Annotated in this window: 17 protein-coding genes and 1 pseudogene; 13 read left to right on the top strand and 5 right to left on the bottom strand. The window is 43.8% G+C overall.

Annotation, left to right across the window (positions count from 1 at the left end; genetic code table 11):
* The first annotated feature begins 501 nt into the window (after nt 1–501).
* From D1970_RS04845 to D1970_RS04820, 6 genes are all read left to right on the top strand, one after another.
* Nucleotides 502–894 carry a nuclear transport factor 2 family protein gene (locus D1970_RS04845; protein ID WP_119111764.1) on the top strand — a complete coding sequence of 131 codons (393 nt, stop codon included), beginning with the start codon at nt 502–504 and terminating at the stop codon, nt 892–894.
* Nucleotides 895–897: 3 nt separating this feature from the next.
* Nucleotides 898–1,476, top strand: a complete 579-nt coding sequence (locus D1970_RS04840) for a histidine phosphatase family protein (RefSeq protein WP_119111763.1) — start codon at nt 898–900, stop codon at nt 1,474–1,476.
* 83 nt (nt 1,477–1,559) lie between these two features.
* On the top strand, nt 1,560–2,237 hold the full coding sequence (locus D1970_RS04835; RefSeq protein WP_119111762.1) for a response regulator transcription factor: 678 nt from the start codon (nt 1,560–1,562) through the stop codon (nt 2,235–2,237).
* Nucleotides 2,234–3,613, top strand: coding sequence for a sensor histidine kinase (locus D1970_RS04830; protein ID WP_119111761.1), 1,380 nt, complete (start codon nt 2,234–2,236; stop codon nt 3,611–3,613). Before D1970_RS04835 ends, D1970_RS04830 begins: the two co-directional genes overlap by 4 nt.
* A gap of 110 nt (nt 3,614–3,723) precedes the next feature.
* Entirely contained in the window at nt 3,724–4,116 is a 393-nt protein-coding gene (locus tag D1970_RS04825) for a hypothetical protein (protein WP_119111760.1), read from the top strand.
* Between the two features lie 51 nt (nt 4,117–4,167).
* Entirely contained in the window at nt 4,168–6,354 is a 2,187-nt protein-coding gene (locus D1970_RS04820; RefSeq protein ID WP_119111759.1) for an MMPL family transporter, read from the top strand.
* 79 nt (nt 6,355–6,433) lie between these two features.
* Here D1970_RS04820 and D1970_RS04815 read toward each other — a convergent pair whose 3' ends face one another.
* The gene (locus D1970_RS04815) at nt 6,434–8,425 is read right to left on the bottom strand and encodes a methyl-accepting chemotaxis protein (protein WP_119111758.1); all 1,992 of its coding nucleotides are present in this window, start codon (nt 8,423–8,425) and stop codon (nt 6,434–6,436) included.
* Between the two features lie 256 nt (nt 8,426–8,681).
* Here D1970_RS04815 and D1970_RS04810 point away from each other — a divergent pair, with 256 nt between their 5' ends.
* The gene (locus D1970_RS04810; RefSeq protein WP_119111757.1) at nt 8,682–9,767 is read left to right on the top strand and encodes a YecA family protein; all 1,086 of its coding nucleotides are present in this window, start codon (nt 8,682–8,684) and stop codon (nt 9,765–9,767) included.
* A gap of 57 nt (nt 9,768–9,824) precedes the next feature.
* Complete coding sequence (msrB, locus tag D1970_RS04805) at nt 9,825–10,766, top strand: peptide-methionine (R)-S-oxide reductase MsrB (RefSeq protein WP_119111798.1); 942 nt, start codon at nt 9,825–9,827, stop codon at nt 10,764–10,766.
* A gap of 98 nt (nt 10,767–10,864) precedes the next feature.
* On the opposite strand, the gene D1970_RS04800 is transcribed toward msrB, so the two are convergent.
* Nucleotides 10,865–11,770 (bottom strand): TetR/AcrR family transcriptional regulator, encoded by a 906-nt coding sequence (locus D1970_RS04800; protein ID WP_119111756.1) that lies wholly within the window; start codon nt 11,768–11,770, stop codon nt 10,865–10,867.
* A gap of 185 nt (nt 11,771–11,955) precedes the next feature.
* On the opposite strand from D1970_RS04800, the gene D1970_RS04795 reads away from it, so the two are divergent.
* Complete coding sequence (locus tag D1970_RS04795) at nt 11,956–13,473, top strand: DHA2 family efflux MFS transporter permease subunit (protein ID WP_119111755.1); 1,518 nt, start codon at nt 11,956–11,958, stop codon at nt 13,471–13,473.
* Between the two features lie 484 nt (nt 13,474–13,957).
* Nucleotides 13,958–14,566: a methyltransferase gene (locus D1970_RS04790; protein ID WP_119111754.1), complete on the top strand. Its 609-nt coding sequence runs from the start codon at nt 13,958–13,960 to the stop codon at nt 14,564–14,566.
* Nucleotides 14,567–14,668: 102 nt separating this feature from the next.
* On the opposite strand, the pseudogene D1970_RS22770 reads toward D1970_RS04790, so the two are convergent.
* Both D1970_RS22770 and D1970_RS04780 read right to left on the bottom strand, forming a co-directional pair.
* Nucleotides 14,669–14,785 (bottom strand): annotated as a pseudogene (locus tag D1970_RS22770) (methyl-accepting chemotaxis protein); the annotation flags it as partial.
* A gap of 235 nt (nt 14,786–15,020) precedes the next feature.
* Nucleotides 15,021–15,788, bottom strand: a complete 768-nt coding sequence (locus D1970_RS04780) for a MerR family transcriptional regulator (protein WP_119111753.1) — start codon at nt 15,786–15,788, stop codon at nt 15,021–15,023.
* 450 nt (nt 15,789–16,238) lie between these two features.
* Here D1970_RS04780 and D1970_RS04775 point away from each other — a divergent pair, with 450 nt between their 5' ends.
* Genes D1970_RS04775 through D1970_RS04765 form a run of 3 tightly spaced genes read left to right on the top strand, consistent with a single transcriptional unit; the run spans nt 16,239 to nt 18,566 of the window.
* The gene (locus D1970_RS04775; RefSeq protein ID WP_119111797.1) at nt 16,239–16,481 is read left to right on the top strand and encodes a FeoA family protein; all 243 of its coding nucleotides are present in this window, start codon (nt 16,239–16,241) and stop codon (nt 16,479–16,481) included.
* On the top strand, nt 16,478–17,215 hold the full coding sequence (locus D1970_RS04770) for a FeoB small GTPase domain-containing protein (protein WP_119111752.1): 738 nt from the start codon (nt 16,478–16,480) through the stop codon (nt 17,213–17,215). Before D1970_RS04775 ends, D1970_RS04770 begins: the two co-directional genes overlap by 4 nt.
* Nucleotides 17,166–18,566 (top strand): nucleoside recognition domain-containing protein, encoded by a 1,401-nt coding sequence (locus D1970_RS04765; protein WP_119111751.1) that lies wholly within the window; start codon nt 17,166–17,168, stop codon nt 18,564–18,566. The genes D1970_RS04770 and D1970_RS04765 overlap by 50 nt, the downstream gene beginning before the upstream one ends.
* 51 nt (nt 18,567–18,617) lie before the next feature.
* Here D1970_RS04765 and D1970_RS04760 read toward each other — a convergent pair whose 3' ends face one another.
* A complete protein-coding gene (locus tag D1970_RS04760; RefSeq protein ID WP_119111750.1) occupies nt 18,618–19,442 on the bottom strand; it encodes an undecaprenyl-diphosphate phosphatase in 825 nt (274 codons plus the stop codon).
* Between the last annotated feature and the right edge of the window lie 355 nt (nt 19,443–19,797).

The following is a 19,797-nucleotide window of genomic DNA, read 5'->3' as shown; positions in this document are numbered from 1 at the left end:
TGATCAGGACTTGAATTAGTAGGTATTCTTCCTTGCAGTTCGCTAACAATAATGTTGGTTGAAAATGGCAATAATATTATTCTGGGGAATTACCAAAATATTGATAGCGCTTTCAATATTTTGGATATTTGTGGTGAAATAAAACTGAGTTAGCGAAATTCTTGATTTATCATTTGTCGTAATTCTCACACAATTAACTAGGTATTTATACCTAGTTAATGTCGATGTAGAATACAAAGTCAATTATAATTGTTCAACTATAATTGGCATTTATTGGTCAATATTCATCTTGAAATTTTAATTAGCATCCTTCATAACGTAAATATATGTACTCACTTTATTATACTAAAAACTATAGGGAAATCCTTTGTTTTACTGGATTTGTCTATAGTCTGTAACATTTGCTGTTTATCTAGGGAGCGGACTTTTTTCTATTAGGGAAGGTATTTTTATTCACTTCTAGAATATCCCTTGATAAGAAAAATAAAAGGTGGGGAAGAGATGGAAAATACCCAGTCATTAAAGGAAGTGTTATGCCATTTGGAAGCGAGGCTTTTATCGCCTCAAGTACGCATTTCGCCAGAGGAAATTGAACTTTTACTATCAAAGGATTTTTTTGAATTCGGCAGTTCAGGCAAGGTGATTCACCGGGAGGATTGCGTAGGTGAAAGCGGGTTAAGTGTCCGGGAAATGTCGCTGAACGATTTTGAAATCAGTCTCCTTTCCGAAAACGTAGTACTCGCTACATACCGGGTCATAGACTGTACGAGAAAACTTGAAACATTAAGGAGTTCGATTTGGAAGCGGGAAAGTGGACAGTGGCGCATGTTTTTCCATCAGGGAACGATTGCGGCAGTTTTAACGGAACAACAAGAAATGGAAACAGGAGAGTAAGGGATGGAAATATCTTTAATCAGGCATGGACGGTCACTATGTACTGATCGCGGGCGCGTAACCTGTCGTGAATTTCATAACTGGGTAAAAAGGTATGATGATTCTGGGGTTTTTCCTGAGGAGGTCTACCCGGCATCTGCCCGACATGCGCTACGGTTGGCCAATGTTGTGCTGACAAGCGATTATAGCAGGGCGATTGAGTCAGCCGCCTTGCTCGGCGATCATGACAGAGTAATTCCTGACCCGATTTTTCGTGAAGCGGAGCTGCCTAGCCCGATGCTCCACTTGCTCCAGTTAAAACTGCGTCCGAATACTTGGGCCGTTATCCTTAGATGTTTATGGCTGTCAGGGTATTCAAAGGGCTGTGAGTCTTTGAAGAAAGCAAGGCAGAGAGCAGAAACAGCAGCACATCTGTTAGCCGGCTATGCGGAAGAGTACCAGTCCGTCACTCTTGTAGGCCACGGTTTTTTTAACCGGCTTGTAGCAGAAGAGCTTATGAAAACCGGCTGGAAAGGCAGGAAATCAGTTGGAAAGCACTGGAATTGCACGACGCTGCGTTATGAAGATTTCTCCCGCGGTTGACGCAAACAAACTCGGATTTTATGGTAAATTTGAGTGGAGTCATGATAGCTTTACTATTACTTTTCTGACGGGGAGATAATGCGATGGCCACGATACTGGTGGTAGATGATGATAAGAATGTGAGATTCCTGGTTCACAAGAATATCCAGGAGGAGGGCTATCACGTCCTTCAGGCCAGCGGAGGGCCTGAAGCGCTGGAACTGCTCGGTAACAATCAGGTCGATCTGGCAGTCATTGATGTAATGATGCCTGAAATGGATGGATTCGAGCTGACGAAACAGGTTAAATCAAATTACGGAATTCCGGTTATTTTGCTTACCGCCAAGGGTCAAATCAGCGACAAGGAAACGGGCTTCCGCCTTGGCGCGGATGATTATATTGTCAAACCTTTCAATCCGAAAGAGCTTCTCTTTCGCATACAGGCGATATTGAAAAGATACAACAAACCAAGCGATTCAGTCATTGCAATCGGGGAAGTGTCTATCAACCGCAAAAATTATGAAGTACAGGTAGGGGAGCGTACGCTGATTTTACCATTGAAAGAGTTCGAGCTTCTTTTCTACATGGCATCCTATCCAAACCAGGTTCTTTCTAGGCCGCAAATCATCGAGGCTGTTTGGGGTCTGGACTTTAACGGCGACGAGAGAACGGTAAATGTGCATGTCAAAAGGCTAAGAGAGAGGTTTTCGTCCCTGACAGACGATATCACCATTAAAACGGTCCGGGGCCTTGGCTACCTGCTGGAGGACAGGCAGGAATGAAATCACTGTACTCGAGATTTGTCCTTACCACAATTGGCATCATGCTGTTAAGTTTCATTCTCGGTCTGATGGCAGCCAACAGCTATTACCACAACGCAATCAAGCACAATAATGATAGGAAGAACACGGAAATTGCAAAAGAATTTGCGGACTATATAGAATCCGAAAAACCTGACAGCGTTCAAAGATACTTAAAAAACGCTGCGGCATCGGGTTACCAGATTTATATGATCAATGACAGCGGCGAGGAAAAGTTTTTTGGCGCAGATTTCCGCAATAACAATCTTTCAAATGATGCAAGACAGAAGGTGCTATCCGGAAAGGTCTATCACGGAATGCGAGACTTCCCGAAACAGCTTTTTGTCACTGGGTTTTTCGCCAATGAGCTTACCAATACTGTTGGAGTGCCCTTCCATTACAATGGTGGGAATTACGCACTTTTCATCAGGCCTGATATACAGCTGCTTTTTAATGAAGTTCATAGTTTGCTTGGCTGGATAACCGGAATCATGGCTGTGCTTACGATTATGTTTGTATTGATTTCATCCAAGTATATGGTGAACCCTATTACGCAATTAACGGTTGCCACTAAAGAAATCCACGGCGGAAATTTCGATGTTGAGCTTGATATCAACAGAGAGGATGAAATTGGACAGCTGGCAAAAAGCTTTAAGGAAATGCTCACGAAGCTGGGGCAGCTCGATGAATTGAGAAGCGAGTTTGTTTCGAATGTCTCGCACGATATCCAGACACCTCTCTTGAACATTCAGGGCTATACAAAGCTGCTGGAAAAGGGGGATATTACCGAGGAGGAAAAAAGACATTATTTTCGGGTGATTGATGAAGAAACAAACAGACTCTCTTCTTTGACGCAGCAACTGTTGGTCCTGACCACTGTCGACAAAGAAGAAAAGGGTTTTCTGAGACCCGCCTATTTCGAGGTTTCACAACAAATCAAGGACATTATCTGGAAGTATCTGTGGCTTCTTGACGAAAAAGGAATCAGTGTCAATTATTCGATTCCAGATCTTATTTTTCATGGCGACCCGACTTTGCTTTATAACGTTTGGGAAAATTTATTGACCAACAGCATGAAATACAACAAAGAGAATGGAGAGATTGAAATCCTTCTGACCGATGAACAAGAACACATCAGGGTGGTATTCAAGGATTCGGGGATTGGATTGTCACCAGAGGAGCAGAAAAGGATATTTGACCGATTCTACAGGGCCGATAACTCCAGGACAAAAGTGGAAGGGACAGGCCTGGGATTATCCATAGTCAAAAGTATCGTGGAAATGCATGAGGGGCGGATTCATGTAGACAGCAAGCAGGGGGAAGGTTCCGCTTTTACTGTGATCCTTCCGAAAATGTAATATTGTGTTCACCTTCCGTTCATCTTTACACCATACAATGTGGTAAAGGTGAACGGTTTTTTTTTGAAAATAAGAAACTAATCCTTATGAATAAAGGGAAGGGGATATTTATGAAAAAACACAGCTTATTGCTTATTCGTTTCTCAGCCATTTTTGCGGCAATCGGCGCATTTATAGGTTCACATATGGCTGGATCGGGGGCTTATGAATTCCGGCCCATCCATGCCCATATCCTAGTTGTCGGCTGGCTGACACTGTTTTCATGGGGAGTTTACTATAAACTCTTCACAATAAAATCAAAGAAACTGGCTAGCATCCATGTATGGACTGCTATTACAGGCACCATTGGCTTGACTGCCGGAATGTGGTTCCAGAACATTAAACCATTCGGCATACCTGATGGATTTGCGCTCGTGTTCTATATTGCCGGGGGATCTATTTTGCTGGTTAGCTTCGTTCTATTCCTTGTTACAACTTTCATGATTTCAAATGAAGATGAATAAGATACAGGCAGCGGGTGGTCTCCACCCGCTATTTGAAAGAGAGGGTATATTATGCTCACAGTCATGAAAAAATTAACCTCTTTGGCAAGCTCCAAAAAAGGAGCGAAATGGACACTGGCCATATGGGTTTTGGCATCCGTCCTTCTTGGCGGCTTTGCCCCAAGTGCAAAAGAGTTCGCGACAAGCATCAATGCAACAGGCCTGCCAAGCGATGCAAAATCACTGATTGCCGAAAAGAAAGTTTACGAGTATTTTCCTGATGAAAAAGGTACACCTGCCATATTGGTATTCAATAAGAAAACGGCTTTGACGCAAGAGGAAATGAAAATCATTGACGGCGTCAGCAAGAAGATAGAGGACGAAAAAATAGCTGCTGTAAAAAAAGTCGTCCCTCTTTATAAAATGCCGCCAGTGGCAAAAACCTCGTTTGTTTCTGAAAATAAAACAACGGTTCTTTTGCCTGTCAGCCTGAAGGACAACCTTGAAAGAGAAGTCATCAACGAAACGATTAAGGATTTGGAGAAACTCGGGAAAGATGAACTGAAAGCAGCAGATGCTGTTAGTTTGAAAATTACTGGTCCTGCCGGTATCGTTTCCGACATGATTTCAATTTTCTCTAATGCCGATATCGTTTTGCTACTGGGAACCGTCGGTTTGATTTTTGTCCTGTTGATTCTCATCTACAGGTCGCCTATCCTTTCCATTGTTCCGCTGATTGCAGCCGGAATTGTTTACGAGGTTGTCAATAAGACGATCGGTTTGTTTGGAGAGGGAGGAATGGGGATTGAGAGCCAATCGCTTTCTATCATGTCCATTCTATTGTTTGCTGCATTAACGGATTATGCATTGCTCATTCTTTCACGGTTCAGGGAAGAATTGAGAAAAGAAGAGAATAAGTATGTAGCGATGAAACGCTGTATGGAGGAAGTAACTGAGCCGATTTTCTTCAGCGGCAGTACGGTATTGGCTTCCATGCTTGTTCTGTTTGCTGCCATCTATGAGCCATACCGCAACTTCGCACCTGTCTTTTCAATTGCGATGGTCCTGATCCTGCTGGGTGGCCTGACTCTACTTCCAGCATTGTTTGTCCTGCTTGGAAGGAAATCTTTCTGGCCGATTATCCCGAAAGTTGGATCTGCTGCAAAAGGAAGCGCGACTATTTGGGAAAAGCTCGCAAAAAATGTTGTCAAACGGCCGATTGTTGGCGCATTAATCGTGTTCATCCCATTGTTGCTCCTCGCTTTGAATACGCTGAACGTCCAATATTCATTTAACTTGATCAAATCGTTCCCTGATGATATTCAGTCCCGTCAAGGATACCATATTCTTGAAGATAACTTTTCTCCTGGCGATCTGGCTCCCGCTACAGTAATTGTTGAGGGGAAAGATCAGCTTGAAAGCAGTGATATAAAGAAGCTGAGGGAAGAACTGCTGGATCATGAAGGTGTTGCGTCAGTTACACCTGAATTGTCTGCTCAGAACGGACCGATGCAGAATACCTGGCTTTCGGAAGACGGGACAGAAGCAAAGCTGACGTTGACGTTTAAAGGCAGCCCTTATGAGAAGGCTGCATTGAATGAATTATCACAGCTTCGCGAGGATTCCGGCAAAATTGTTGAAGATGCTGGTCTCGAAGGGGCCAAGCTTTACTACTCAGGTGAAACGGCGAAACAACTTGATACGAGAGAAGCCAATAGCCGTGATACATGGGTGCTGGTCACATTGATCACTATTTTGATCACTGTTCTGCTGTTTATCCAGACGAAATCCTATATAGCACCATTGTATATGATTCTCACGATTATCTTTTCATATTTTACGGCGCTTGGAACGGGCTCCCTTATTTTTGATAAGATCTTTGGCTTTGAAGAAATCAGCTACAGGATTCCATTATATTCGTTTATCTTCCTGGTTGCGCTCGGTGTGGATTATAATATCATGCTGATTTCAAGAATCAAGGAAGAAGCAAGACGTTACCCAATCAAAAAAGCAATCGAAGAGGGGCTTGCCCATACTGGCGGTGTAATCTCGTCAGCCGGCCTCATTCTTGCTGCTACTTTCGGGGTCTTGGTCACCCAGCCAATCATGGAGCTGTATATGTTTGGTGCAACGGTGGCAATCGGGGTTCTGATCGATACATTTCTGATCCGTACCGTACTAGTTCCTGCCATCATGGTGAAACTAGGGAAATACAGCCTGTGGCCATTAAAAGTGCAGGAAGAGAAAAGCTGTCAATAAAACAAAAAACTCCCAAAGGGTACAGTCCCTTTGGGAGTTTTTTTCGTTTGCAGCCTTAATGATCAAAACGATCCTTATGCTAAATTTTAAAGCTGCTGATGGAATCCTGCAGCTCCTCTGCCATATTAGCAAGTGATTCTGCAGATGCAGCAATCTCCTGCATGGATGCGAGCTGTTCTTCGGTTGCTGCCGATACTTCCTGGGTTTCATGGGCAGTCTTTTGCGAGATTTCATCCATCCCGGTGACCATTTCTACAACTTGTTCTGTGCCCCGGTTCATTTGCTGGACAGAGGCAGCGACATTCTGTATTTGGGAACTGACGGCATCGACGAATTCCTGTATTTTTTTAAATGAAATACCAGCTTCGTTTACAACAGTAATTCCTTTTTCCACCTCGTCGGTTCCTTTGTTCATCGCATCGACCGCAGCACCTGTTTCGACTTGAATTGAAGAAATTAAACTACGGATGGTTTCGGTCGCTTTCGCGGATTGTTCCGCAAGCTTCCTTACTTCATCGGCAACGACGGCGAATCCTTTTCCTTGTTCCCCAGCCCTTGCTGCTTCAATGGCGGCATTCAATGCCAGCAGGTTCGTCTGCCCGGCAATTTCAGAGATGACGTCAATGATCTTGCTGATTTCGTGGGAGCGTTCACCAAGTGTATGGACTACTCTACCAAGGTCGTTTACAGTGTCATGTATATTTGTCATCTGCTGAATGGAGTGCGTGATGGCCCCTTCGCCACTCTTAACAATTTCGGCTGCTTCAACAGATGTCCTTGAGACATTTTCAGCGTTTTCCAAAATGGATACGAGCCCTGTAGACATTTCCCTGACAACATGGGCGCTTTCAGCCGCCATATCTGTTTGTTTTTCGGTGCCTGCTGCCACCTGCTGGATAGCAGTTGCCACCTGCTCTGTTGCCGAGTTGTTTTGTTCAGAGCTTGCATTCAGCTGTTCGGAGGAAGAAGCCAGAGCATGCGACTTTTCGCTTACATGGCGAATCAAGTCCCTCAAGGAATCAATCATCGTGTTAAAGCTCTTTCCAAGGAGTCCGATTTCATCGCCTCTGCCATTGTCGAACTTCTCCGTCAAATCGCCTTTGCTCACCTTGTCGGTCAACTCGGCCAAGGCCTTTAACGGTTTCGTGATCGATAGAACCGTCATATACGAAATAAGGACGCCAATCACGATGAAAATTCCTACTACAATGAGCGTGGTGTAAAGGATAGGTTTGGCCTGATCCTTGGCTTCTGACACATCCATCAATCCAACAATTTTCCATCCTGTAATCTTATTAGTTACAAAAGTAAGTTTCTTAGACTGTTCTTTATATTTAAAAGAATGAATAGCGTGGTCTTTTCCTAGCATTGAATGGGTGAACATTTTGCTTTTTTTACCAGCTGGTTCAGTAGGGTGGACTATATAATTCCCTTCAACACTAACAACAAAAGGATATCCCTTTTTGCCAATTTTTATGTCATCGGCTGACTCCTTAATGGCGTCCATGTTAAGGTCAATCGCTATGACTCCGGAACCGTCTTTGACGGTCTGCGCAACTGTGACCAATACGCTTCCAGTGGATGCACCTAAATATGGTTCAGTGATTACAGTATCTCCTTTGTTCTCCATGGCAAATGTATACCATGGCCGCTTTCTTGGATCGTATCCAGGGTCATATTGTTTAGCAGGAGCACGGAGCATTTCTCCTTTCTCTGTTCCAACATAAATCGCGACAATTTCCGGATGGAGTGCGTAATACTCTTTTAAGGAATTAATGGCTTCTTCTTTTTTGTCTCCGCTATATGAGGTTCGGTCTATCTTATTCGCAAAGTAATACGCGTCAGCCATTTTTGGTTCAAGACTATTACTCAAGATTTGATCCAGTACTTTAACACTTTCCGTAGCGCTGGCTAAGGTTGACTTATCAATTTCATTAGCGGCTTTATTGTAAGACATGAACCCTACTGTCAATGTTGGTATGATCAATAGCGCTAATAAGGAGATAATCAGCTTTCTTTTGATAGTCATTGTGAACTTGTTTTTTTGCATTTCGGTTTTTCTTGTGTTCATCCTGATGATCCTGCCTTTCCTTTATATAGTAGAATGCACTGTTGGTACTTTGTATATATCGTTCATTTCTTTTCACATTTAAGGGGAAAATAGAAATAATCTTTTTTTGCCGGCGAAATTGTGTCGTATTTTTAGCATGAGAAATAGGCTTTGTGGCGTAATGTTTGGTAGGTTAACAGAATGACAGAATGTTGGAAGGGTTCAATTTCAAGTGAAAAAGATGTAATATAGTTCTGTTAGAAGGGAGAAGGATACAATGAATATAGGAAGAAACGACCAATGTCCTTGCGGCAGCGGAAAAAAATATAAGAAGTGCTGCATGAATAAAGTGGTTTCGCTCAACACTGTTATTGGTCCAGAACTTGACCAGCTTCAGGAGCAGCTATTCGACTATATAGGCAAAAATGATCCTGATACGATTTATCAAAAATTAGCGGACAAGACTACCCTCAGCCAAATTGAAAATACAGAAGTAGAAAGGTTCGTGTCTTTCCTGCTGGTTATCTGGTTTACTTTCCATCAGCCTCACAGTACCAGTACACTGGCTGAACAGTTTATCGAGGAAAAGCGCAAGAGCAACAAGGTAAGGCCATCAACGATGGTCCAGCTTGAGAAATGGAAAGATACACCTCCAAGCTTTGTAACGATTACAAAGATAATTGATCATGAGTGGATTGAAGTTGAAGATTTCGCCACAAAGGAAATCAAAAAGGTAAGGGTACTTTTTGAAGAATCGGAAATGAAAGAGGGGCTCATGCTATTTGGCTTCCTGCTCCCGTATGGAAACTATTATTCCTACATGAGATTTGCCCTGGACCTCCTTCCAGAAGAAGCCTCCAGTTTATTAGGAACTCTCACGGCAATGTTCAAAAACAGTGGAATGGAAAACTTTACGGAGTTCTTGACAGTGGAATACCCATCCATCATCAATCTTTTGATTTCACAGCCGCTTGCTGCTGAGGAAGTTAACGTGGAAGGATTTGTCTGGGAAAGCCCTGTTTATCAGGAGGTAGTGGAATTATTCAGCCGCAACATTAAGAGTCTGGAGGGTATTTCCGATGCGCTTGAAAGTGCAGGGACAATGATTTGGAATTTATATTGTCAAAGGACAAAGCCATCCATCCGAAAGGCTGCAGTGTATGCGGCCGGGCTCCAGTATTTTCTTGAAATGAATATTCCGGGAATGAGTTTCCATACGCAAAAAGATCTTGCTGAAGACTATGGAGTCAGCGCGGCATCTCTGTCAAAAGCTTTCAGGCAAATGGAGGCTGAATTAGAGGAAGAAATTGAAGGAATGAATGCTATGCTGGAAAAATCGTCTAAAGTCTTAGTTGAAAGTTAAAAGAGTCATCTCCAAATTTAGTGGCGAGGACGCCGGCTTTTAAGGGGGGCAAGGATGATGGGAGACAATGCTGAAAGAGCTGTTTTTGCCGGAGGCTGCTTCTGGTGCATGGTGCCTCCGTTTGACGGCCTGTCTGGCATAAAGGAAATTGTGTCAGGCTATGCCGATGGCCCGGACGATCGTTATGAGGCTGTGCTGATTTTGTTTGATCCGTCCGTCATTCCATATGAAAAGCTGCTAAAGCTGTATTGGCAGCAAATTGACCCGACAGATGCCGGAGGTCAGTTTACTGACCGGGGAAATCGTTACCGTACAGCTATTTTCTATCATAACAAGGCGCAAAAGGCTGCTGCGGAGGCTTCTTTAACTGAACTGAAAGCAAGTGGAAAATTCTCCAAAGAGCTTGTGACGGAAATTCTTCCCGCAGCTAGCTTTCAGAGAGCAGAGGAAAAGCAACAGCATTATTATCAAAAAAATCCTTTCCATTATAATCTTTACAGGGAAGGGTCTGGCAGGGCGAGGTTTATCAGGGAGACCTGGAAACCGCGGAAAAGCGATGAACAGCTGCGCATAGAACTAACTCCGCTGCAGTATGAAGTCACAAGAAAGAATGCGACGGAGCCTCCTTTCCTGAACGAGTTTTGGGATCATTTCAAGGACGGTATTTATGTAGACATCATCTCAGGGGAGCCGCTGTTCAGTTCAATTGATAAATATGATGCGGGCTGTGGCTGGCCAAGCTTTACAAAGCCTTTGCGCCGTCAGGAGATTGCGGAAAGTTTTGACACAAGCCATGGAATGCGAAGGATAGAAGTGCGGGCAAAGGGTTCGGATTCCCATCTCGGCCATGTATTTGACGATGGGCCTGGACTTGACAAGGCTCGCTATTGCATCAATTCGTCCGCCCTCAGATTTGTACCGAAAGACCGTCTTGAGGTAGAAGGATACAGGGAATTCCTGTCTATGTTCGGAACAAGAATGGAGCAGGAAGACTTGTAAAGACTATTTAATATAAAAAAAAACCTCGGCCGCTGTCAATAGCAGTAGGGCCGGGGTTTTTTTTACATTGAAACGGGTACATGCTGAAATAATGCCAGCTATTGTTCCTGCGTCTCCTCAAGCACTTTGTAATAATCAGCAATCAGCATTTTCAGCTGCTGCAAGTGGTCTTTATTCAGGCCGTGTTTTCCTGATTCAAGTGCTGAAAGAGTGCTTCCAATAAGGAATTTCCTTGGGTGCTTCGTATGAAGAAGCTCGTCCTGCAGAAAATCGAGCAGTTCATTGTATTTCGCCTGTTGAACATGGTGGTTGGAATCTTTTTTAAGCTGCAATGTAGCATGATGAATTTTTCGCTGTAACGCCTGGCGGGAATTGCTGTTGTCAGGAAGCCACTGTTCCATAATGGCTGGCTGGAGAAGCTGTTCCCCAGAGGCTGCGACTTCTTCGACGATTTTCACGATTCGCTTCACGCTGTAGCGTACAATTCTGCGGTAGTCAGTATTTCCGCCGTGCGCCAGGGCGTTGTACTTCAGCTGGTGCTGGAGAATACCAAGGAACATGATGGCAGCGTCGAGCAAATAAGGCTGTTTTTCCTCGCCAAAGATATCCAAGAAGCGCTGATACAGCCAGCGAAGCATCATAAGGTGTCCTCTTTTGATAAACTGGTTCAGATCGGGATCATTGGAGAAGATGACTTCTTCGAAAAGAGTGATCAGCTTATTTGTCCTGTTCGTTTTTAAATTTAATTCCATCTGTTGTGCAAAGATATTTATATCAGCATGATCCTGGCCGACAAGCAGCTCATTTCGATCCTGCTCAAGCTGTTTATAAATTTTTTTAAAGAGGGCCATCAGCAATTCATTTTTGGACGAAAAATAATTGTAAAAAGTCCCTTTGGATATTCCGCTGTAGTCAAGGATATCCTGGATTGAAGTGGCCTGGAAGCCTTTCTCGATAAATAATTGGTGGGCCATTTTGATAACATGATGCTTTCTATCGTTCATATAATCACCTTTGAATAAATTGGACTGTGAGTCTAATATTTATACTAACCTATATTTTGTTAATACACAAACCTTAATAATATAGGTTTTTTATGATTGAAAAAATTATACTGATAGTATATTATAGTGTTTGCGTATAACGATGGTATAAAATAATGAACTCGAAGTATACAGGAGGAGAATATATGGAACATACCGTAAAAAAAGATGTCCGGCCGCCGTACGGTGTAATTGCCGTTTTAATGGTCGGCGCTTTTATTGCTTTTTTAAATAATACATTATTGAATATCGCTCTGCCTTCCATCATGGCAGACCTGAAAATAGGTCCATCAACAGTTCAGTGGCTGACTACTGGATTTATGCTGGTGAACGGGATTTTGATTCCGACGACCGCCTTCTTGATTCAAAAATATTCGGTCCGGAATTTATTTTTGGCAGCGATGTGCTTGTTCACCATTGGAACTGTTTTGGCAGGGAGTGCCGATGTATTCTCGGTACTGCTGTCAGGACGTATGCTCCAGGCTTCCGGATCGGCCATTTTGATGCCTGTTTTGATGAATGTCATGCTGGTGAGTTTCCCGATTGAAAAACGAGGAGTGGCGATGGGCTTTTTCGGTCTAATCCTTATGTTCGCACCAGCCATCGGCCCAACTCTTTCAGGATGGATTATTGAGCATTATGACTGGAGAATGCTGTTCCACTTTGTAACACCAATTGCCATTATTATATTGCTGGTTGGCTTCTTTAAATTAAAAGATATAAAAGAAAAGCAGGATCTCCGTCTTGATTTAGTGTCACTGCTAATGTCGAGCGTGGCTTTTGGCGGAATTCTTTATGGGTTTAGCTCGGCTGGAAGCAAGGGCTGGGACAGCTTCGAGGTATACGGAACGATTATTCTTGGCGTTGTCTTCCTGGTCCTTTTCATTATCCGCCAGATCAACCAGCCATTGCCGATGCTGAATTTTAAGGTATACAAATATCCGATGTTCGCATTATCCTCGGCCATTTCCATGTCAGTGAATATGGCCATGTTTTCGGGTATGCTTCTTCTTCCTATATACACACAAAACTTACGGGGAATTTCACCAATGGATGCAGGGCTTCTGATGCTGCCAGGAGCGATTTTGATGGCTGTCATGTCCCCTGTTACAGGAAAGCTGTTCGACAAGATTGGCGGAAGAGTCCTTGCAGTGCTGGGCTTGGCAATCATTGTGGTCACCACATACGAATTCAGCCAGCTTACCCTGGAAACTTCGTATATGCACTTAATCATGATTTACTCTGTGAGGAGCCTTGGGATGTCCATGGTTATGATGCCTGTTTCAACAAACGGGCTTAATCAATTACCTACGAAATTATATCCGCATGGAACGGCTATGAATAATACGATGAACCAAGTATCCGGAGCGATCGGAACGGCGCTGTTAGTCTCGATTATGACGAACCGTACAGAGACGCATATTGGGGAAATGACAAAATCCGCGATGGAATCGGCAGCTGGCAGCCAGCCGACTGCAGCAGCCATGGCTGAAATGAAACAGCAGATCATCATGAAAGCGACTCTTGAAGGCATCAATGAGGCATTCTTTGTCGCCACTGGAATAGCTGTTGTAGCTTTTGTCCTAGCCTTCTTTATCAAACGGGCAAATCAGGCAGAAGAGCCAATTGCAGTAAAAACTGTGCACAGCGGTACAGGCGAGTAGCGGATAAAAGTCCATCCATAAGAAAAAGGATGGGCTTTTATTATGTTGAGGAAAGATGGTGTTTCCTTATAAAAACAATTGTAGGAACTTGATACAGCTACTTGGAATATAGTTGCGCTAATTGGGAATATACCGCATGTGATTCGGAATATAAAGGAGTTTACCGGGAATATATCCGTCGTAATTAGGAATATCTATTTTTAGAAATTTTAGGCTGATGAAATTGCAGTCCGGTAACCGGTTACACTCTTAAATATACTGTAAAATTGTTGTGTTTTTCGAGCGTAGGAATTTTTTTATTGCAAATTGGCTGAAAAATGGTGATAAAACAAGACCCCGGCGAATCACAGCCACTATCTTAAGAAAAAATGGATCTTATACAATTCTATTTTTCGAAGCATTTACCGTAAGGCATGTACAAACTGATCTATTCATGGAATGATAAGTACAGATAAACAAGTGCTTGCCCGACAGGAGGGTATCAATGGAAGAAAATCGCTATGATGAGATGCTGAATATATGGACTGGGGGAAGCCAGGATGGTTTCTATTCTTCTTTTCACTATCACAGATATGAGCCGACCCCATATGCTGATTTAGAAAAGTTGTTCGAACAATACCAATTGAAGGAAAGTGACACTGTCATTGATTTTGGGTGCGGAAAAGGGAGACTGGCTTTCCTGCTCCATTATATGTTTCGCGCAAGCGTTCTCGGAGTGGAAATGAATGAAGAATTCTGCCAAGATGCCATGGAAAACCTCGAACATTATTCAAGGAAAGTAAAAGAGGGGGAAGATAAAATCACCTTTTATTGCGGGCTCGCAGAAGAATTTGAAATAGGCCCCAAGGACAACCGATTTTATTTTTTCAATCCCTTCTCGGTCCAGATATTCACCAAAGTCATTAACAACATCTTGATTTCGCTGGAAAAAGAGCCTCGGGAAGTCCACTTGATTTTATACTATCCTTCCGAGGATTATATTTATTATCTGGAATCACAAACATCTTTTCAGCTATGGAAAGAAATAGAACTTCCCAGTCTGAATGACCGCAACTCAGATGAAAGATTTTTGATATACCGATTGGTATATTGAGGGAAAAGAATGTAAAGGAAGTAAAGGCTGCTGAAAATGAGAGGCAGAATCCGCAATAAAACCCATCTGATGATTCAGATGGGTTTTTTTCTTGCGCTCTTCAAATCCTTTGCCATGTTCACCTGCACGTGCTGCTTCAATGGCAGCATTAAGGGCAAGAAAGTTAGTCTGGGCCGCAATATCGTTAATCAATGCTGTAATTGTGCTGATTCTTGAAGCGGCTTACGACAGAGACTCAATGCCGTGAATTCAATGATGGAGTATATCCCGAGAAACAATATTGAACAAATCAGAAGCCCCATAAGAAGCAATAGTTTATTGCGAATCGACATATGTTCCCTTCCGTTTTACGAAATGTAGTACTCGTTATATAGGGTGGAAGGTTCGATGTTTGACAGTCATTCTAATAAAGAATAAGGCAGCATCCCCTGTTAGGAAGGTGCTGCCTCTAACGCTATTGCTTAAAGCCTGTGTAAATAAAGATGGCATCTCTCAGGAATTCGGCAGTGCCAGGCTCTTTTGCATCATAGTATGATTTGAAGCGCTCGTCATCCACGTACATTTGTGCAAGGCCCGCGTGCGCCTCCTTGCTGTATGTGCTCCAGTAATAGCCCAGCCACTGTCTGTGCAGGTCAGCCGTTTTTTGTGCGAGGCTGCCTGACGGGTCTCCCGTTTTAACCGCTTCAGCCAATATGTCGCTTATTTCAGAGGCGAGGCGCGTTACTTCTGCATGCTTCTCCTCAGACATATTCTTAAGCTTCATATTCGCCTTGTCGACGGTTTCATCACCATATTTACCTCGAATTTCCGCCCCATACTTCGCTTCATTCTCTTCAATCATTTTTTGCTTAAAACCTTCAAATTTCTCCTTATCAGTCATGCTGGACACTCTCCCTTCATTCAAAGCGATTGTTTTTTCAACATTGGCGATCAGTAAATCTAGCTGTTTTCTTTTGTCGAGGAGCTGTTTTCGGTGTTCTTCTAATGCTTTGGCGCTGTCATAGGAAGGCGAAGACAGGATTGCTTTGATTTTCTCCAGGCTGACTCCCATTTCACGGTAGAACAAAATTTGCTGAAGCCTGTCAACTTCCTCCTGACCGTAAATCCGGTATCCTGACGAACTGGTCCTTACCGGCTTAAGGATGCCAATTTCATCATAGTACCGAAGCGTCCGGGTGCTGACCCCAGCCAGCTGCCCAAGCCTTTGAATCGTATATTCCATTCGTTGTCACCTCCTGACAAATTCACTTTACACCTTGACGCAGCGTGAAGGTCAATAGGGTAATAAAAAAATAATTGCTCTTTTTGGCGTGGGTGAAATAGGATGCTTTAATTGTTACACAACAGCAATGGCGCTGGTGAATAAGTCAGCCTAGCGAAAGGTATCTGTCATGAATACTTTTCCGCAAAAAAGGCGATTTTTCCTGTGCGAGGGGAATGAAACGATTTAATTTTATAACTTAAAGGTAAGTGGGTGCCTACAGGGTTCCCTTTTTTCTATGCTTAAAAGGTCTAGCCTGCGCTGGGAGCTTTTGAGAAAAGCAGAGTCTTTTTTTAGAACAAAAAGCAAAAATTTAATGGTAAAAACTTTAACCATTATAAGTGAACAAACATATGGTATGATAAAGTTGCATAAGGTAAACAAAAGTGGGAAGGGGAAATAAAAGTGGGAATGGCTAAAACAATCTCTCTAGCTGATGGAGAAAAAGGGGATAGGATAAGGATTAGCAAGCTTCACATTGAAGGTGTGATGAGGCGAAGGCTGCTTGACCTTGGTTTTGTCCCCGGCAGGATTGTCGAAGTACTGCGGAAAAGCCCGCTTGGTGATCCGATTGCATTCAGGGTGAGTCAAACGTGTATCGCATTGAGGAAAGAGGAAAGCGGACAGATAGAAGGGGAGTTGGTTGACTCATGATTGAACAACATACGATTGCGCTTGCCGGCAACCCAAACACAGGCAAAAGCACATTGTTTAATTTGCTAACAGGCTTGAAACAACATACCGGAAACTGGGCAGGGAAGACGGTTGACATGAAGGCAGGTTATTTCTCGCATAAGGACCGCAAGTATGAAATCGTCGACCTCCCAGGCACTTATTCTCTTTATTCAAACTCGGCTGATGAAGAATTGGCCCGAAACTATATTATTTTTGAAAAGCCTGAGATTACGATTGTTGTCCTTGATGCCACGTCGCTTGAAAGGAACATGAATCTGGCCTTGCAGGTGCTCGAAATGACCGGGCGCGTAATTGTTGTAATGAACCTGATGGATGAGGCGGATAAGCGCGGCATCCTTATTAATGAAAAAATTCTGATGAGGCGTCTCGGGGTGCCAGTCATTAAAATTTCTTCCCGTAACCGGACTGGTGTCGACATGCTGCTTGATACAATTGATCGAATGATTACCGGAGAAATCAGCACCGAGCCAGTTACAGTTGTCTATGACGAAGAAACGGAGAAAAAAATCATACTGCTGGAAGAAAAGGCGGAAAATATTTTTCAAGGCAGGCTGCCAGCAAGGTGGGTCGCTCTCCGCCTGCTGGACGGAGACCAGAGATTGATAGAAGAAATAGAGAAACGATTTGCAGGGAGGTTAGAGGATGGCTTTGCAGGGAGAGCAAGCGTCTCAACGATTGGAAGATCTGTTTAAGGAAGCCGGCCACTTGTCGACGCCTGGTCTTCGCGACCACGTTGTTGAACAGCTTTATAAAAAAAGCAGCGAGCTGACTGCTGCAGGAGTGACCTATACGAAAAGCGGGCATGATGAGCATTCTGAAAAGCTCGACCGGATTTTTACATCGCCAGTATTTGGGTTTCCTATCATGCTTGCATTGCTGGGGGCTGTCTTTTACTTGACGATTGCAGGGGCGAATGTTCCTTCCGCAATGCTTGCCGATTTTTTTAGCTGGCTTGAGGGGTATATCGCAGTGGGGTTTGAGAAAGCAGGATCACCTGATTGGCTGTATGGCGTTTTGGTGCTCGGATTTTATCGTGGAACCTCTTGGGTGGTTAGCGTCATGCTCCCGCCAATGGCAATCTTTTTTCCGGTATTTGCCCTTCTTGAAAATTACGGCTACCTACCGCGTGTAGCATTTAACATGGACCGCTTGTTCAAGGTTGTCGGGGCCCATGGAAAACAGTCTCTGACTATGGCCATGGGGTTTGGCTGTAATGCTGCGGCGATCATGTCAACGAGGATTATTGAATCTCCGCGTGAACGCATGCTGGCAATCCTGACAAATAACTTTGTTCCGTGCAATGGCAGATGGGGGACGCTGATTGTCCTTGCTTCGCTTTTTATGGCAGGAAGCCTGGCGGGAGGAACTCAGCTGCTAGCAGCGACGGGGGTGATCGTCGGCCTTGTCCTGTTTGGGATTTTCGTGACCTTTTTCGTGTCATGGCTGTTATCGAAAACCTTGCTGAAGGGCGTTCCGACACACTATACTCTTGAACTTCCTCCTTACAGGAAGCCAAAAGTGTTTGATGTTGTCATAAGGTCATCCATTAATCAGACTCTTGCTGTTCTGAGCCGTGCAGTGAAGATAGCGGCACCCGCGGGGGTTCTGACATGGATTTTGGCGAATGTGACGGTCGGCGACACCAGCATTCTGCTTCACATTGTCCAGTTCCTTGACCCAATGGGGCAGATGCTCGGGCTGGATGGATATATCCTGATGGCGTTCCTGCTTGGTCTGCCTGCAAACGAGGTGGTGCTACCGATTTTGCTGATGGGTTATTTATCCACAGGGGCAATGGTGGATGTGGATGGAATTGGTGGGCTGAAGCAAATATTGCTTGATCATGGGTGGACGTGGGTGACAGCGCTGAACATGATGCTGTTTTCCCTACTTCATTATCCTTGTGGAACGACAATGGTGAATATTTATCAGGAAACGAAAAGTGTGAAATGGACTTTCCTGTCTTTCCTTATCCCGACAGTTATCGCGATTTTTGTTACTTTTATCGTGGCGAAGGCTGCAGTGTTTTTCCAGTTGATTTAGGCCATAGAAAAAAGCAGCAGTTCACTGAAGAGGTGACTGCTGCTTTTTTACTTAAAAGTATAGGACGTAAATGGCTAGAGCCAGTACGATGCGATAAATGGCGAAAGGCACAAGCTTGATTTTATTAATCAGCTTCAGGAAGAATCGGATGGATATCATCGCAAATACGAATGCTGCAGCAAACCCGGCGATGAAAAATGGAAGCGATTCGACCGTGAAGTATTGCCAGTTTTTCAAAAGGGAAAGGAAGCTTGCCCCGGCCATGATTGGTACGGCCATGATGAAGGTGAAATCAGCTGCGGCGCGATGGCTCATCCCGAAAAGGACGCCAGCGGAAATCGTCGAACCTGATCGGGAAAATCCTGGCCATAGGGACAGGCACTGGAACAATCCGACTGTGATTGCTTGTTTGTAAGTGATTTGGTCAACCGTTTCGGTTTTCGGTGTCTTGCTTCCAAAGAAGTCAGCGATCAGCATGAAGATGGCGCCAATCACAAGTCCAATCAACACTGTGTTAAGAGAAAAGAGGTGTTCGTCGATATAATCATCGAATAGGACGCCGAGAACGCCTGCCGGTATTAAGCCAACGAGAACCTGTGTCAGTTTCAGGCGCTGCTCAGGTTTTTTTTCATGGCGGTTGCCAAATCCAAGCATTTCAAGGAATCTGGCTTTGAAAATGATGACAACAGCCAGGATGGATCCGAGCTGAATGACGATTTTAAAAGTATTGGCTGTATATTTGCCAAGGAATTCTTGTGACTTGAGCCACATATCATCAACAATGATCATATGTCCTGTTGAAGAGACTGGAGCAAATTCTGTCAGCCCTTCCACCATACCAAGAATGATGGCTTTCAATATCATGAGGAAATCCATTATGTTCATGTACTCCTTTATCATAGAATTCGAGATAGACAATTTTCATGTTTTGCCACAAACTCGATTGTAACATAGGAGAGGGAAAAATGAAGAGTGAGACCCTAAATTTCTATCTGTTTTTAGTTGGAATTGGGGATGATGAAACCAGGAAGCTGTTTTTTTCGTAGTAATGTGGCAAGGCAAAGGGGGGAGTCTGGAGCTTCCTTTTCTTTCGGATCTCCCCCAAGTGGGATAGTTACGGGGAGTCGCCGGATGGGCTTATTGGTTGAAAGGGCCGGGAAATAGGATACAATATATGAAAAAGAGGGTACAATTCAGCAAGATATTTTTTTACAAAAAAGGAGATACGACT

The organism is Mesobacillus zeae (genome assembly GCF_003570705.1).
GTDB lineage: Bacteria > Bacillota > Bacilli > Bacillales > Cytobacillaceae > Mesobacillus_C > Mesobacillus_C zeae.
The sequence above is the reverse complement of the archived record's forward strand: the minus strand, read 5'-3'. Positions and strand labels throughout refer to the sequence as shown.

What these genes read in the sequence shown, in the direction of transcription:
- D1970_RS04845 (WP_119111764.1), top strand. Translation starts at nt 502, where the DNA reads ATGGAAAATACCCAGTCATTAAAGGAAGTGTTATGCCATTTGGAAGCG.
- D1970_RS04840 (WP_119111763.1), top strand. Translation starts at nt 898, where the DNA reads ATGGAAATATCTTTAATCAGGCATGGACGGTCACTATGTACTGATCGC.
- D1970_RS04835 (WP_119111762.1), top strand. Translation starts at nt 1,560, where the DNA reads ATGGCCACGATACTGGTGGTAGATGATGATAAGAATGTGAGATTCCTG.
- D1970_RS04830 (WP_119111761.1), top strand. Translation starts at nt 2,234, where the DNA reads ATGAAATCACTGTACTCGAGATTTGTCCTTACCACAATTGGCATCATG.
- D1970_RS04825 (WP_119111760.1), top strand. Translation starts at nt 3,724, where the DNA reads ATGAAAAAACACAGCTTATTGCTTATTCGTTTCTCAGCCATTTTTGCG.
- D1970_RS04820 (WP_119111759.1), top strand. Translation starts at nt 4,168, where the DNA reads ATGCTCACAGTCATGAAAAAATTAACCTCTTTGGCAAGCTCCAAAAAA.
- D1970_RS04815 (WP_119111758.1), bottom strand. Translation starts at nt 8,425, where the DNA reads ATGAACACAAGAAAAACCGAAATGCAAAAAAACAAGTTCACAATGACT.
- D1970_RS04810 (WP_119111757.1), top strand. Translation starts at nt 8,682, where the DNA reads ATGAATATAGGAAGAAACGACCAATGTCCTTGCGGCAGCGGAAAAAAA.
- msrB (WP_119111798.1), top strand. Translation starts at nt 9,825, where the DNA reads ATGGGAGACAATGCTGAAAGAGCTGTTTTTGCCGGAGGCTGCTTCTGG.
- D1970_RS04800 (WP_119111756.1), bottom strand. Translation starts at nt 11,770, where the DNA reads ATGAACGATAGAAAGCATCATGTTATCAAAATGGCCCACCAATTATTT.
- D1970_RS04795 (WP_119111755.1), top strand. Translation starts at nt 11,956, where the DNA reads ATGGAACATACCGTAAAAAAAGATGTCCGGCCGCCGTACGGTGTAATT.
- D1970_RS04790 (WP_119111754.1), top strand. Translation starts at nt 13,958, where the DNA reads ATGGAAGAAAATCGCTATGATGAGATGCTGAATATATGGACTGGGGGA.
- D1970_RS04780 (WP_119111753.1), bottom strand. Translation starts at nt 15,788, where the DNA reads ATGGAATATACGATTCAAAGGCTTGGGCAGCTGGCTGGGGTCAGCACC.
- D1970_RS04775 (WP_119111797.1), top strand. Translation starts at nt 16,239, where the DNA reads ATGGCTAAAACAATCTCTCTAGCTGATGGAGAAAAAGGGGATAGGATA.
- D1970_RS04770 (WP_119111752.1), top strand. Translation starts at nt 16,478, where the DNA reads ATGATTGAACAACATACGATTGCGCTTGCCGGCAACCCAAACACAGGC.
- D1970_RS04765 (WP_119111751.1), top strand. Translation starts at nt 17,166, where the DNA reads ATGGCTTTGCAGGGAGAGCAAGCGTCTCAACGATTGGAAGATCTGTTT.
- D1970_RS04760 (WP_119111750.1), bottom strand. Translation starts at nt 19,442, where the DNA reads ATGGATTTCCTCATGATATTGAAAGCCATCATTCTTGGTATGGTGGAA.